The sequence below is a fragment of the Faecalibacterium sp. 9 genome (assembly GCF_048320955.1).
Lineage (GTDB): Bacteria > Bacillota > Clostridia > Oscillospirales > Ruminococcaceae > Faecalibacterium > Faecalibacterium wellingii.
In genome coordinates this window covers 38297-53224 of sequence record NZ_JBLWGB010000001.1, presented here as the reverse complement: position 1 = coordinate 53224, position 14928 = coordinate 38297, and the positions used below count along the sequence as shown (strand labels likewise).

The following is a 14928-nucleotide window of genomic DNA, read 5'->3' as shown; positions in this document are numbered from 1 at the left end:
CATACTTTATTGGGTGGTGTACCGGTTACGATACGAGCTTCTGCTTAGCCCTTGCCTGCGCAGCCGAACAGCTCGATCTTCTCCTTGCACTTGGCCTCGATGGCCTTTGCGCCGGGAGCCAGCAGCTTGCGGGGATCGAAGCCCTTGCCCTGCTGATCCTTGCCCTCTTCGATGTACTTGCGGGTGGCCTCAGCAAACACCAGCTGGCACTCGGTGTTGATGTTGATCTTGGAAACGCCCAGGCTGATGGCCTTAGCGATCATCTCATCGGGGATGCCGGTGCCGCCGTGCAGGACCAGAGGAATGTTATTGGTGGCCTTGTGGATGCGGTCCAGAGCCTCGAAGTCCAGACCCTTCCAGTTTGCCGGGTAGACACCGTGGATGTTGCCGATGCCGGCAGCCAGGAAGTCGATGCCCAGAGCAGTGATCTTTGCGCACTCCTCGGGGTCTGCAATCTCGCCGGCACCCACGACGCCGTCCTCGACGCCGCCGATGGAACCGACCTCTGCCTCGATGCTCAGGCCCTTAGCGTGTGCCAGAGCCACCAGCTCCTTGGTCTTTTCCACATTCTCCTCGATGGAGTAGTGGCTGCCATCGAACATGATGGAAGAGAAGCCGGCCTCGATGCAGGCCTTGCAGCCCTCATAGGTGCCGTGATCCAGATGCAGGGCAACGGGAACGGTGATGCCCATGGAATCGACCATAGCGCTGACCATGGCAGCGACGGTCTTGAAACCGGTCATGTACTTGCCAGCACCCTCGGAAACGCCCAGGATCACGGGGCTCTTCATTTCCTCGCAGGCGGTCAGGACAGACTTGGTCCACTCCAGATTGTTGATGTTGAACTGAGGCACACCATAGTGGCCATCACGTGCTTTGATCAGCATTTCGGTTGCATTTACCAACATTATTCATTACCTCCACAAAATCATTGGGGCCTTGCTCGTTTCGTGCCTGCTTTGTGCACGTCTTAACGAACTTACAGGGTTAGTATACCCCAAACAGCGCCTAAAATCAATCCAAACGGGCTTTTTTCCTGCAACAATGCGGAAAATCGATCCCTGCGGGGAAGGAGACTTTCCGTCAGAAAGGGTCAGCACAGAACAAAAAACAACAATATTCCATAAAATCTGCAACATGAAGCCGCGCGGCGGGAAAGCAGCAAAAGGACGAATTTTCAACATAGATCCACATTCGTCAAAATGATATTGGAAGATCTGGCAAAACCGGACAGAATGCAGTTCAAAAAATTGTCATATTTTCGACTTGTATTTTACAAACTGTACGCAAGAAAAACAAACGGGTCGAACCGGAATGTGGAAAACACGGTGGAAAGTGTGGAATTCCACCCGTAAAACAGGCTTTAAAACAGGACTTTTGAACTTTCTCCACCGGGTTTTCAACATGTGGAAAAAGTGATCGGCCCTTTACGGATTGTATACCACATTTTTGTGGAAAACTTTTCTCATCGGCAAAACAGAGGACGCTTGTGCAACAACAGAGTGAAGATGCACCTGTGCGGCAAAACATTTCTGCAAAAATGAGCGCGGCCTGCCAAAGCGGAAAATGCGGCAGACCGTGAACAGGGTGTGAAAACTTTTGCCGGACAGGGACAAAAAATGGTGATTTACTGGCAAACAAAGGCGGCATATGTTATACTTCAAAATGAGTTATCATATGGAAACGCGATGGGTGCGCAGTGCAGGATGCCACGCACCTTTTGGAGGGTGCATGCAGCACGTTCCGGCAATACAAAGAAAGGGAGAAAATACAATGGAAGAAAAGAATCAGCCGCGCCGTCCGCGCCGCAGCCCGGAGGAGAACACGCAGAAAAACGAGAGCCTTGTTTACGGCAAAAATCCTGTGACCGAGCTGCTCAAGAGCGGCTCCGGCGTGGATACCGTGCTCATTGCCGAGGGTCTGGCTCCGGCGGTGGCGGCTTACTATACGGCGCTGGCCAAGGAGGCGGGTGCCACGGTCAAGCGGGTGCATCCCAACAAGCTGCGCCTGATGACCGGCACCGAGAGCCATCAGGGTGTGGCTGCATTTGCCAGCGAGATCGAGTACGTGACGGTGGATGACCTGATGGCAGCGGCCAAGGCCAAGGGCGAGGCACCTTTTCTGGTGCTGAGCGATGGCATCGAGGACCCGCACAATCTGGGCGCAGTGATGCGCAGCGCTCTGCTGTGCGGTGCCCACGGAATCGTGATCCCCAAGCGCGGCGGTGCATCGGTGACGCCCACCGTTATCAAGTCCAGCGCGGGCGCAGCAGAGCGTCTGCCGGTGGCCCGTGTGGCCAACATCGGCGAGACCATCCGCCGCCTGAAGGATCAGGGTGTGTTCGTCTATTGCGCGGATATGGACGGCGTGTCCCTGCGCAGGAACAACCTCACCGGCCCCATCGCACTGGTGCTGGGCAGTGAAGGCAGCGGCGTTTCCCAGCTGGTCAAGAAGCTGTGCGACGGTGTGGTGCGTCTGGATATGGCGGCATCCGGCACCGGTGTGGACAGCTACAATGTGTCGGTGGCTGCGGGCATCATCCTGTACGAGATCCAGTCCCAGCGCGCAGCACAGCAGGCATAAACCGGTACAAAGGCCGGAACCTCAACGATATTTACAGGAGGGACAAGAATGCCGAAGGATAAAAATAACAATCAGGCAATGACCAAGGATGAAAAGTTCCGCTCTTTTTTCAGTACCACGGCGGTGAACATCCCGGAAGAAATGACCCGGCGGGATGAGGAACTGCCGGAGGAAAAGCCGCAAAAGCGGTTTGGCCTGTTTGCCCGCGGCAAGGCAGATCAGGAGGAAGCCCAGGCAGCAGAGCCGCAGGAAATGCCCACCGGTGAGGTGGTGCTGGGCGGGGATGCCCAGCCGGAGCAGGAAGCAGATCTGGAACTGATGCTGAAGCCTGCGGCAGACCCGGAGCGGGAGCTGGCCCCGTGGCCCCTTCTGGAGACGGAAGCGGAGGATGCAGAGCCGCTCAGGGTGGATCTCCCGGCCCCTGCTCCTGCAAAGAAACCGGAGCCGCCCAGACAGAGCACAGTCCCGGTGGCAGAGCCTGCCGGGCAGCGCAGTGCGGCAAAAACCTCCTGCAACCCCAAGAATGCACCGGAGGTGCTGCTGCCGCAGGAGGAACAGGAGCAGCAGGAAATGGCTCAGCTCAAGGCCATGATCAATGGCCTGAGCGAGAAAAAGCCCGCTCCCGGCGCAGCCGCGCCGACCCGGACGGTACAGGCAGAGGAAACAACCCCGGCAGCGCAGCCGGAAACTGCCCCTGAACGTAAAAAAGAAGAAAGCGGCACGCCGCTGCCCGCTGCTGTGTTTGCGTCGGTGAAGGAAGCGGATGCCGACCTGCAGCCGAAGGAAAAAAAGAGACCGGAACGCAAAAAGCCGGTGATCGATTTCTTTGGCCGTGCAGAGGACGAAGAAAAGCCGCAGGCCCCCTCGGCCCCGGCAGATGCGCCCGCTGCAAAAGAGGACACCATGAGCCTGCCGCTGCTGCCGCTGGACGGCGAAGCCCCGGCAGCAGAGCCGCAGGCAAAGGCAGAGGCAGCGCCTCAGCCGGAACAGAAGCCGGAAGCCGGGGAGCCTGCGCCGCTGGCTGAGGAGCCGGAGAGCGAGCTGCAGGGCCCGGAGGCGACAGCGGAAAAGCTGCACCGCATGAGCGCCGAGCTGACGCTGCGCTGCGTACTGGGCGGCATTCTGGCCGTGGTGCTGCTGCACTTTGGTCTGGTGTCGGACGGGCTGCTGCCCGCGATGGCCGCGCTGGACCTGGATGCAGCTCCGGCGGCATTCTACGGCGCAAACCTGCTGCTGCTGGCGGCAAGCCTGTGCGTGGGCTTCCCGGTCCTGCGGGACGGCCTGACCGGCCTGCGCGGGCGTCACTCGGCCGATACGATGCCGGCTCTGGCTGCAGCGGCGGCGCTGCTGCAGGCCGTGACGGCAATGCTGAACGCCAATGTCTACCGCGGCACCACGGGCATTTCTCTGCTCAGCGGTATGGCGGCGCTGGGCCTGTTCCTTGCCCTGCTGGGCAGCCGGGTGATGCTGGCAGCGGTCAAGGGCGGGTATGAGCTGGTGACCAATGGCGTGGAGCATCAGGGCGCTTTCCGCGCCAGAGATAAGGACCTGCTGCGTGCGCTGGCACGGGATCTGGAACAGAAGGATCCATGGGTGCTGCTGAGCCGCCCGATGCAGGATGCCGAAGGCTTTGTGGAACAGAGCCTGTGCGAGCGTGCCAGCGAGCGCCGTGCCCGCAAGGTCTCGTACATTCTGCTGGGCGTTGCCCTGCTCAGCGGTGTGCTGTTCCTGCTGGCAGGAGCCGGGTGGAACAAGGCCGTTGCAGCCATGGTCGCAGTGCTGTGCATGGGTGCACCGCTGTCTTCCACCCTCATCGCGGGCATTGCATCGCTGCGGTTGCAGCGCGCCGCTGCGGCTGTGGGTGCGGTGGTGCCCGGCTGGCAGGCCATTGAGCAGCTGGGCGGTATCGATACACTGCAGATCGACGCCGACGACCTGTTCACAACCGACAGCGCACAGCTGGAGGACATCCGCATCTTCAAGGGCGGCCGCATCGACCGCGCGATCCTGTACGCGGCCAGCGTGCTCAACGAGACCCACGGTGCTCTGCGGGGCCTGTTCCGTCAGATCATCGAGGACCGTACCGACATCCTGTTCCCGGTCAAGGATCTGGAACAGCATCGGGGACTGGGCTTCTCGGGCTGGTGCGATAATAACCGCATCCTCATCGGCACCCGTCGCTATCTGGAGAAGGAGGGCGTCTCGCTGCCGGATGAAGAGTACGAGGCGCAGCACTCCAAAAACGGGGAACTGCAGATCCTGTATCTGGCAGTCTCCGGCAATCTGCACGCAATGTTCGTGCTGAAGTATGTGGGCGGGCGCAATGTGGCCCGGGGCCTTGCCGTGCTGCAGAAGGAAAATATCCGGCTGATGGTCACCTGTCAGGACCCCAGCCTGACCGCAAAGCATATCACCGAGGTGTACCGCCTACCGGAGGGCATGGTCACGGTGCTGGATCAGGAGCAGTGCGATGCCATCAAGGCCGCACCTGCCGACCCGGCGGACGTCTGCTGCATGATCCATCTCAAGGGCTTTGCCAGCCTGACCGGCGGCCTGCAGGCGGCAGATCAGGCCCAGAATGCTGAGAACAGTGCCACTACGGTGCAGATGGTCTCGGTGCTGTTCTCCATCGTCATCGCGGCTCTGCTGACCAGCGCGGGCAGCATCTGGGAGCTGTCGGTGGCAACGGTGCTGATGTATCAGGCCGCGTGGAGTGCACTGAGCATTGCAGTGTGCGCCCTGAAGCAGCACAATTGAAAGTGAGAATTATTCTTAAAATAAATAGGAATTATTCTTGATTTTGCATTGGGAATATGGTATACTCTGTTCAGAACCTGAGCCGCAGGCGGAAAAATTTCCGCCTGGCTGAATGATAGAGCCGGGATCGGTCGATCCTGACAGAAGAGCCGTTTTTGAAAGGAGAGCACCATGGAACTGAAGGGCACCAAAACCGAGAAAAACCTGATGGAAGCATTTGCCGGTGAGAGCGAGGCACGCAATAAGTACACCTTCTTTGCCAGCATGGCCAAAAAGGAAGGCTACGAGCAGCTGGCCGCGATCTTTGAAGAGACCGCCGGCAACGAGAAGGAACACGCAAAGATCTGGTTCAAGCTGCTGTGCGGCGGCGCGATCCCCGATACCCTGACCTGTCTGGACATGGCTGCAGGCGGCGAACACGACGAGTGGACGGAAATGTACCCCCGTATGGCCAGAGAGGCCAAAGAAGAGGGCTTCCCCCAGATCGCAGCCCTGTTCACCATGGTGGCACAGATCGAGAAGGAGCACGAGGAGCGCTACCGCGCTCTGGCCGACAACCTGAAGAACAGCAGGGTGTTTGCCCGCGAGGAACAGCAGGTGTGGCAGTGCCGGAACTGCGGATATACCTATATCGGCAAGTCCGCACCGCTCAAGTGCCCGGTGTGCGCACACCCCCAGAGCTATTTTGAGCTGAAAAAGATCAACTACTGATAAAAACAGGCAGACGCCGCCGTATCCGGTCCCGGGTACGGCGGCGTTTTGTACAAAATTGAAAACCGGATTTTAGCACTCCCCACAAAATGCGGCCCTGCGGTGCGGCAGAAGGGCCCAAAAACTTGACCATGTTTTGCTCTGCGTGTAAAATAATACGAAGATAAGAGTATTTGAACGTTTCCGGAAACAGGCAGGGAGGGCAAAGCCCATGAAGCAAAGATTCAAGACCGGCGTTGGCGCATTCGTGCTGTGTGTGGCGCTGCTTTTGGCCGGGGCTCTGCCGGTCTGTGCGGTCAAGGCCCACCCGGTCCCGGACAGCGGTATGACGCTGGACACCTCGGAGCTGCTGCTGGAGCTGACCAGTGAGGACCCTGCCCCGGTGGCCTATCTGACGGTGCAGGCACCCAACGATTACTTTTTCCTGATCTGGACATCCAGTGCACCGTCGGTGGCGTCGGTGGACGGCACCGGAAAGGTGACCGGCCATTCCGAGGGCACGGCTTCCATCACAGCCTGCAACGAGCGGGGCGAAAAAACGGCCTGCCTTGTGACCGTGCGCAAAAGCACAGTGGCCCGCCCGGTGCTGAACGCCACCGAACTGGCGCTGACCATTACGGAGCGGGAGCCTGCGCCTTCGGCTCAGCTGAAGCTGGAACAGAACGACAGAGGGTTCATCTATGTGCGGCAGTGGGTGAGCAGCAACCCTTCCGTGGCACAGGTGAGCAGCAGCGGAACCGTGACGGGCCAAAGCTCCGGCAGGGCCGTCATCAGCGCACTGACGACAGCCGGGCAGGTGCTGCGCTGCACGGTGACAGTCACCTCTGAAATAGGCCGTGTGCAGATCAGCAAAAACGCCATGCTGCTGCAGGCAGTGGGGGCCAGCCAGAAGCTGACCGCACAGGCTGCAGGCGGCAAAAACACGGCAATGACATGGCTCAGCAGCAACCCGGATGTGGCACAGGTGAGCACAGACGGCACAGTGACCGCTGTGGGCGATGGTGAGACCGTGATCCTTGCAGTCTCGCCGGAGGGCCGTGCCGATGCCTGCTACGTGGCGGCGGGAACGGCGGCGTGGCGCTACCGCTCCGAGGAGGAGCTGGCCGAGGAGTTGACCGTCTCCGGACAGCTGCCGTATTCGGATGGAAAATGAAAAGGGGAGCGTTCTGTGCGGCAGGACGCTCCCTTTTTTCAGGAACCAGCGGGCAGAAAAATCATCGTTCCCCGGGCAGACCACGCCATCCGCTGGGCCATGCAGCCGGGCGCACCGGCCAGCAGAAACAGGGCCAGTGCGGCGAGCAGCAGCACCCATCCAAGGCCGCTGTGCGGCCTGCCGGAAAAAGGCTCCCCTTTTTTGCGTCTCATCCCGCTGCCCCCTTTTTGCTGTGCTGGGCCATCCTATGCGCCGCAGGCACCGATTGTGCAACCGGCCCGGCTGTGGTACAATAAAACCTTAAGAGATACATTGTACAGGGAGAACGATCTTTATGCTTACCATCACACTGCTGGGCACCGCTGCTACCATGCCGCTGCCGGACCGGGCGCTTTCGGCTGCGTTTGCAGCCTGCGGCGGTCACGGCCTGCTCTGGGACTGCGGCGAGGGAACTCAGGCAGCGGCACACCGGGCAGGCGTGAACCTGATGCGGGCGGATGCCATCTGCCTGACCCACTACCATGGCGACCACATCTTTGGTCTGCCGGGCCTTTTGCAGACGCTGGGGGCGCAGGGCCGCACAAGGCCGCTTGCGCTGCTGGGTCCGGAGGGCCTGCCGGATATCTGGGCGGCTGTGCGGGCACTGACCGGCCCGCTGCCCTATCCGGTGAAGCTGCAGGTGCTTATGCCGGGCCAGCCGCTGGCGCTGGATACGCTGGGCGAGGGCTGGCCTGCCGGTGCGCGGCTGGTGCCGTTTGCCACAAAGCACCGGGTAAAAAGCCTTGGCTACCGGCTGGAGCTGCCCCGTGCGGGCAAATTTTCGCCGGAGCAGGCCCGGGCGCTGGGGGTGCCGGTGCAGCAATGGAAGCTGCTGCAGAAAGGGCAGAGCGTTGCCGTGGAGGGCAGAACGGTGCAGCCTGCGCAGGTGCTGGGCGCCCCGCGCAGGGGGCTGAGCGTGGTGTTCTCCGGCGACACCGCCGCCTGCCCGGGCCTTTTGCAGGCGGCACAGGATGCAGACCTGCTGCTCTGCGACGCCACCTATGCGCTGCCGGAGCAGGAAGCGCAGGCCCGGCAGTGGGGCCACAGCACCTTTGGGCAGAGCGCAGCCCTTGCTGCACAGGCGGGCGCAAAACGGCTGTGGCTGACCCATTACTCCCCCATGATCACAGACCCGGAGGAGTATGCCGAACAGGCACAGGGCATCTTTCCGGCGGCAGAATGCGGCTTTGACGGCAAAAGCATCACCCTGCAGTACGAGGAGGTGCAGCCATGACCATCCGGATGGACGAGGGCGCGGCGGAGCTGCTGGACACCCTGCACAGGGCGGGCTATGCGGCCTACGTGGTGGGCGGCTGCGTGCGGGACAGCCTGCTGGGCCTTACCCCCCATGACTGGGATCTTTGCACCAGCGCCCTGCCGCAGCAGGGAATGGAGCTGTTCGGCGCAGAAAAATGCATCCCCACCGGCCTGCAGCACGGCACCGTGACTATCAAGCAGGGCGGTGGGCTGTACGAGATCACCACCTTCCGCACCGAGGGGGCCTACACCGATGGCCGCCACCCGGACGAGGTGCATTTTGTACCGGATGTGCGGGAAGATCTGGCCCGGCGGGATTTTACCATCAACGCCATGGCCTACAATGAAAAAGAGGGTCTTGTGGACCCCTTTGGCGGGCAGGCCGATCTGCAAAGCGGCGTCCTGCGGGCCGTGGGCGTGCCGCACCAGCGGTTCACCGAGGACGCGCTGCGCATCCTGCGGCTGTACCGGTTCGCAGCGCGGTTTGGCTTTGCCATCGATCCGCCCACGGCGCAGGCGGCACAGGAGCTGTGCGCCCATCTGGACTGCGTATCGGTGGAGCGCATCGAGGAAGAGCTTGCAAAGCTGCTGAGCGCACCCGCCCCTGCGGCATATCTTGACGAAAAAATACTCAGCGTTGTTTTGTCCGAGCTTTCACCGGAGGCACTGGCGGCGGCAAAGCCGGTGGTGGATGCCTGCCCGGCAGGGGAGCAGGCTCTGCCCGTCCGTCTGGCGGCGCTGCTGCTGAGTCTTGGCGAGGACGGCACCCGCCGCACTCTCAGGCGCCTGCGCTGCTCCAATACCTGTATTGAGGAAACAGCGGTGCTGGTACGGGAAGCCGTGCCGGGTGTGCCGGTATCCCTGAATATCTACGCCCGCCGACTACTGGGCAAATATAACTTGTGTACCGTGCAGCGGCTGGCGGCACTGGGCACAGCCCTGCAGCCGGAACACGCGGCTGATTTTGCTGCACTTTCCGAATTGGCCGAACAATTGGATGCGGACGGCGTGTGCTGCCGCGTCAGCCAACTGGCTGTGAATGGCCGCGACCTGATGGCGGCAGGCGTCCCGGCGGGGCCGGGCATCCGCAAAGTGCTGGAAGCGCTGCTGGACGGTGTGATCCGGGAAGAATACCCCAACGAGCGGCAAGCCCTGCTGGCCGCAGTGCAGCAGCTTGCTGCGTCTTGACAAGCGCTTTTTTCAGAGTTACTATTATACTACTGTTTTAGTGTGTTGAATGCACCAAAGGAGAACTTATGACCACACAGATCCCTGATTCAAAGCCGCGTGCCCTCATTGCCATGAGCGGCGGCGTGGACAGCTCGGTGGCGGCATGGCTCATGCAGCAGGCAGGCTATGACTGCACCGGCATCACCATGCGGCTCACCCGCAACGAAACGCTGGGACAGTCCGGCTTTCACACCTGCTGTTCGGAAAAGGACATCGAGGACGCGGCAGAGGTGGCGTATGCCATGGATATCCCGTACGAGGTGTTGGATTTCACGGCCGACTTCCGGGAACAGATCATTGAAAAATTCGTCCGCGTGTATGAGGCGGGCGGCACGCCGAACCCCTGCATCGACTGCAATAAATATATGAAGTTCCGCCATCTGCTGGACTGGGCCCGGGCACACGGCATGGAGTATGTGGTCACGGGCCACTATGCCCGGGTGGAGCAGGACGAGGCCACCGGCCGTTTCCTGCTCAAAAAGGGGCTGGACGAGGGCAAGGACCAGAGCTACGTGCTCTACAACCTCACCCAGGAGCAGCTGGCGCACATTCGCCTGCCGCTGGGCGGCCTGCACAAGACCGAGGTGCGCGAGATCGCGGAGCAGCACAAATTCGTCAATGCCCGCAAGCACGACAGTCAGGACATCTGCTTTGTGCCGGATGGCGACTATGCCCGCTTTATGGAGGACTTCACCGGCAAACGCTACCCGGCAGGTGATTTTCTGGACGAAAACGGCAGGGTGGTGGGCACCCACAACGGCGCGGTGCGGTACACCATCGGCCAGCGCAAGGGGCTGGGCCTTGCCATGGGGGCACCTGTGTACGTCTGCGGCAAGGATATGCAGGCAAACACCGTCACGGTAGGGCCGGAGGAGATGCTGTTCGACCGCATCGTGTATGCGGACGAGGTGAACTGGATCGCCATTCCGGAGCTGACCGGGCCGCTGCGGGTTACAGCCCGCACCCGGTACCATCAGGTGGAGCAGGCCGCCACCGTCTACCCGGCGGAGTGCGGCTTCCGGCTGGAATTTGACCAGCCCCAGCGCGCCCCTACGCCCGGTCAGGCCGTGGTGCTGTATCAGGGCGACACGGTGCTGGGCGGCGGCACCATCACCCGCGTAGAAAAGTAAGGAGAACGAAATGCAAAATCAGTATTCCCGCACGCAGCTGCTGCTGGGCGCGGAAGCCATGGAAAAACTGCACAATTCCCGCGTGGCGGTGTTCGGCATCGGCGGCGTGGGCGGCTACACGGTGGAAGCGCTGGCGCGCAGCGGTGTGGGGGCACTGGATCTGATCGATGACGATAAGGTCTGCCTGACCAACCTCAACCGCCAGATCATCGCCACCCGCAGCACGGTAGGGCAATATAAGGTAGATGTGGCTGCGCAACGCATCCACGACATTGACCCGGACATCAAGGTGACCACCCACCGGTGCTTCTTTGGCCCGGAAACACAGGATCAGTTCGACTTTGCCCAGTACGACTATGTGGTGGACGCCATCGACACCGTCACCGGCAAACTGGCCCTGGTGATGAAGTGCAAGGAGGCGGGCACTCCCATCATCTGCTCCATGGGCGCAGGCAACAAGATGGACCCGACCCGCTTTGAAGTGACCGATATCTATAAGACCTCGGTCTGCCCGCTGGCCAAGGTGATGCGCACCGAGTGCCGCAAGCGCAGGATCAAGCACCTGAAGGTGGTCTACTCCAAGGAGCCTGCCATGACCCCCATCGAGGATGACGACATCAGCTGCAAGGATCACTGCATCTGCCCTCCGGGCACCCAGCGCAAGTGCACCCAGCGCCGCTCGGTGCCGGGCTCCAATGCCTTTGTACCCTCGGTGGCCGGCCTGATCATCGGCGGCGAGGTGGTAAAAGACCTTGTGGGCTTTGTGCCGATGAAGGGGTAAAACAGACCGCGGACTCCTGCTGTGTGGGACGATTTTGAATGCGCTCCGCGTTGCTTTGCGCATAAGCTAAGGAAATTATATTTTTGATTTTGGGGTCCAGAAACGCCTGCGGGCGTTTCTGGACCCCATTTTCATGGGCGGGGGTCGTGGAGGAAAGGCTTGTGCTTGCTGGCAGAACCCTCTCGGTCACGCCTACGGCGTGCCAGCTCCTGAGAGGGTTCAGCCCGCTGAAAACAGGCAGAACGTTAACTCTGCCGCGCGAATGTTTCCGCAGGAAACCAGCGCGGCAGCTTCCGCTTTCGGTTATGACTCCTCCCGTGAAAAGGCAATTCTGGAAAATCCGCAGATTTTCCAGAATTGCGAAATAAAATAATAATTCCGCTGAAAATGGTCAGAGCGTCAGCGAAGACCATTTAAAATCGTGTTTTTTACGCGCTGCAGTGTTCTATAATATAAATTTGCAATCAATTTGCAATTTGGTATTGCAATTGGAGAGAATATCGTGTATAATCATCCCTGTTCGAAAATGCAAATTGGTTGCAATTTGCTATAATAAAGCAATTTACTGCTGCGTTTGGAGTGTATATGGAACTGTTTCTGGATGTTCTGGGCGAATCTCTGGTGGATACCGCCAAGATGCTGCCCTTCCTGTTTCTGGCTTATCTTCTGATCGAATATATTGAGACCCGCCATGGTGAGCGCATCGAAGCGCTGCTGGCCGGAGGCGGCCGCTGGGGCGCGATTCCGGGCGCGGTGCTGGGCTGTGTGCCGCAGTGCGGCTTTTCGGCCATTGCGTCCAACTTCTATTCCTCCCGCGTCATCACGCTGGGCACCCTGATGGCGGTTTACCTTGCTACCAGTGACGAAGCCATTCCGCTGCTGGTATCCATGCCGGCTTATTGGGACAAGCTGGCGGTGCTCATGGTCATCAAGGTGGTGTACGCCATTGCGGTGGGCTTTGCGCTGGACTTTGTCCTGCGCGGTGTGCTGCCCAAAGGCCTGCGCGGCGGCTACACTGGCCACGCGGATGAAGTGGACTGCCACGAGGAGCACAACGATGAAGCCGGAAACGCACAGCCCATCTGGAAGGCAGCCCTGCGCCACACGCTGGAGATCTTCGTGTTCATTTTTGCGTTCAGTCTGGTGTTCGGCCTGATCGTTGAGGGCGTGGGCGAGGACGTCTTTGCCAGCGTTCTGGGCAGCATGGGCTTCTTCCAGCCGGTAGTGGCTGCGCTGGTGGGCCTGATCCCCAACTGCGCCGCCAGCGTGCTGCTGACCCAGCTGTATGTGGAGGGCGCCCTGCGCTTTTCCAGTCTGGTGGCGGGCCTGTGCACCGGTGCAGGCGTGGGTCTGGCGGTGCTGTGGCGTACCAACCCTTCCTGGAAACAGAACCTCTTCATCACCGGCCTGACCTGGGGCGCAGGTGCCTTTCTGGGCGTGGCGATGCAGGTGGTCGTGGCCGTGTTTGCATAACGACCGGAACGGGCTGCCGCATCCGGTTTGGCTGTATCCTTTTTAATATCTTCCTGCTGTGGAGAACAAAAAACGGGCTGTTGCTCCGGGGCTCGCCCCCTGTGCAATGGCCCGTTTCATTTTTTACTGAATTTTAACCGTTGTGATATGTTACATGTTTTTGCCGGGGTTTCATGAAAACATGAAATAAAGCCGCTGTACAGGTCTTTTTTTGCGAAAAAGGAAAAATACTTTCTTTTTTCAAAAAGCAATTTACTTTTTGATCCATCTGTGGTAATATGTTAGTATCGGCACGGCCCGGAGCCATCCGCCCACCGTGCAGAAAGATCATCAAAATCTTTAAGACCGTTATCAGATTTTAGGAGGAAGATTTTATGAAGGGCGTTCAGATCGTTGAACCGAATAAACTGCAGATCGTTGATCTCGAGAAGCCTCAGATCGACAAGGAAAACAATGTTCTGGTCCGCATGGTCGCTGCCGGTATCTGCGGCTCCGACGTGGGCATCTACCATGGCACCAATGCCGCTGCCACCTATCCCCGCATCATCGGCCACGAGAACGTGGGCATCGTTGAGGAGATCGGCGAGGGTGTGACCCGCGTGAAGGTGGGCGACCGCGTCATCATCGATCAGGTCACCGCCTGCGGCCACTGCTACGCCTGCCGCAAGGGCCGTCCCAACGTCTGCGGCAACCTGAAGGTGCGCGGTGTGCACATCGACGGCGGCTACCGCGAGTACATGGCTGTGCCGGACCGCGACTGCTATCTGGTGCCTGAGATCCTGAGCGACGAAGAGGCGGTCATGATCGAGCCCACCACCATTGCTGTGCAGTGCTGCAGCCGTGCTCAGCTGGAGAGCGAGGACACCGTCATGATCATCGGCAGCGGCGCTCTGGGCAGCTCCATCCTGCGCATCGTCAAGCTGTACAACCCCAAGGCCATCATCGTCACCGATATCGACGACGCCAAGCTGGAAGAGGCCAAGAAGAACGGCGCAACCTACACCATCAACAGCCTGAAGGAGGATGTTCCCGCCAAGGCTCACGAGCTGACCGAGGGCTACGGCCCCACCGTGACCATCGATGCCGCCTGCGTCAAAGGCAGCCTGCTGACCGCTCTGCAGGCCACCGGCAACGCCGGCCGCGTCATCACCATGGGCTTCTCCGTGGCTCCCACCGAGGTCAACCAGTTCGTCATTACTTCCAAGGAGCTGGACGTTCGCGGCAGCCGCCTGCAGAACCGCAAGTTCCAGGATGTCATCGATCTGGTCAACGAGGGCAAGGTGGATCTGCGCGGCAGCATCTCCCACACTTGGAACTTCGAGGATGCACAGGCAGCCTTCGACTTCGTGGACAGCCGAGATCCTTCCTACCGCAAGGGCGTTCTGACCTTCAAGAAGTAAGAACCCTTCACCGGGCCGTTTCCGCGCTCTGAGGGCGCTTTGCGCCGGTCTCAGCGCACATTGTAAGATATAAATAAAACTGGCAGGGTGTGTCCTTCGGGGCGCACCCTGCTTTTGTCTGGCCGTTTTTTGTTCGGAGATGGCGGGCATTGCGGAATGACAAAGAACTTGCCATTGCGAAAATGCACTTTATGGCACAGCGCGTTAGAGCGGCGGGGCAGGCAATGCAGCGGAAGGAAGACTGCTCGCGGCCCCTTGCACAGGGGCTTTGCGGGGGCATTCCGCATGATGTTCAGGACTTTCTCAGACCGCTGGCTCAGCCGACAGTCCTGAGAGCAGCAGGCTTCTATGATCTTTGCGCAGAAGAGCTCCTGCTGCTCCGGATGCCGACCGGAGAAGAGGCCGGAGCGGGGA

Annotated in this window: 12 protein-coding genes; 10 read left to right on the top strand and 2 right to left on the bottom strand. The window is 60.0% G+C overall.

Annotation, left to right across the window (positions count from 1 at the left end; genetic code table 11):
* Window positions 1-44 precede the first annotated feature (44 nt).
* On the bottom strand, window positions 45-908 hold the full coding sequence (fba, locus tag ACKXF9_RS00265; protein WP_005941384.1) for a class II fructose-1,6-bisphosphate aldolase: 864 nt from the start codon (window positions 906-908) through the stop codon (window positions 45-47).
* A 742-nt stretch (window positions 909-1650) separates the two neighbouring features.
* Between fba and rlmB the strand changes: the two genes are divergently transcribed.
* The 4 genes from rlmB (at window position 1651) to ACKXF9_RS00245 (ending at window position 7204) form a co-directional block, all read left to right on the top strand.
* The gene (rlmB, locus tag ACKXF9_RS00260; protein WP_418264955.1) at window positions 1651-2583 is read left to right on the top strand and encodes a 23S rRNA (guanosine(2251)-2'-O)-methyltransferase RlmB; all 933 of its coding nucleotides are present in this window, start codon (window positions 1651-1653) and stop codon (window positions 2581-2583) included.
* 48 nt (window positions 2584-2631) lie between these two features.
* Window positions 2632-5340, top strand: a complete 2709-nt coding sequence (locus ACKXF9_RS00255; protein ID WP_418264954.1) for a cell envelope biogenesis protein OmpA — start codon at window positions 2632-2634, stop codon at window positions 5338-5340.
* Between the two features lie 171 nt (window positions 5341-5511).
* Complete coding sequence (rbr, locus tag ACKXF9_RS00250) at window positions 5512-6051, top strand: rubrerythrin (protein WP_418264953.1); 540 nt, start codon at window positions 5512-5514, stop codon at window positions 6049-6051.
* Between the two features lie 211 nt (window positions 6052-6262).
* On the top strand, window positions 6263-7204 hold the full coding sequence (locus tag ACKXF9_RS00245; protein ID WP_418264952.1) for an Ig-like domain-containing protein: 942 nt from the start codon (window positions 6263-6265) through the stop codon (window positions 7202-7204).
* A 38-nt stretch (window positions 7205-7242) separates the two neighbouring features.
* Here ACKXF9_RS00245 and ACKXF9_RS00240 read toward each other — a convergent pair whose 3' ends face one another.
* Window positions 7243-7416 (bottom strand): hypothetical protein, encoded by a 174-nt coding sequence (locus ACKXF9_RS00240; protein WP_418264951.1) that lies wholly within the window; start codon window positions 7414-7416, stop codon window positions 7243-7245.
* Window positions 7417-7538: 122 nt separating this feature from the next.
* Here ACKXF9_RS00240 and ACKXF9_RS00235 point away from each other — a divergent pair, with 122 nt between their 5' ends.
* From ACKXF9_RS00235 to ACKXF9_RS00210, 6 genes are all read left to right on the top strand, one after another.
* Window positions 7539-8477 (top strand): ribonuclease Z, encoded by a 939-nt coding sequence (locus ACKXF9_RS00235; protein ID WP_418264950.1) that lies wholly within the window; start codon window positions 7539-7541, stop codon window positions 8475-8477.
* Window positions 8474-9688 (top strand): CCA tRNA nucleotidyltransferase, encoded by a 1215-nt coding sequence (locus ACKXF9_RS00230; protein WP_418264949.1) that lies wholly within the window; start codon window positions 8474-8476, stop codon window positions 9686-9688. The genes ACKXF9_RS00235 and ACKXF9_RS00230 overlap by 4 nt, the downstream gene beginning before the upstream one ends.
* 68 nt (window positions 9689-9756) lie before the next feature.
* Complete coding sequence (gene mnmA, locus ACKXF9_RS00225; RefSeq protein WP_418264948.1) at window positions 9757-10860, top strand: tRNA 2-thiouridine(34) synthase MnmA; 1104 nt, start codon at window positions 9757-9759, stop codon at window positions 10858-10860.
* Window positions 10861-10870: 10 nt separating this feature from the next.
* A complete protein-coding gene (locus ACKXF9_RS00220) occupies window positions 10871-11641 on the top strand; it encodes a ThiF family adenylyltransferase (RefSeq protein ID WP_418264947.1) in 771 nt (256 codons plus the stop codon).
* 585 nt (window positions 11642-12226) lie between these two features.
* Window positions 12227-13114, top strand: a complete 888-nt coding sequence (locus ACKXF9_RS00215; protein ID WP_339396294.1) for a putative manganese transporter — start codon at window positions 12227-12229, stop codon at window positions 13112-13114.
* A 374-nt stretch (window positions 13115-13488) separates the two neighbouring features.
* Window positions 13489-14514, top strand: a complete 1026-nt coding sequence (locus tag ACKXF9_RS00210; RefSeq protein ID WP_418264946.1) for a zinc-binding alcohol dehydrogenase family protein — start codon at window positions 13489-13491, stop codon at window positions 14512-14514.
* The last annotated feature ends 414 nt before the right edge of the window (window positions 14515-14928 follow it).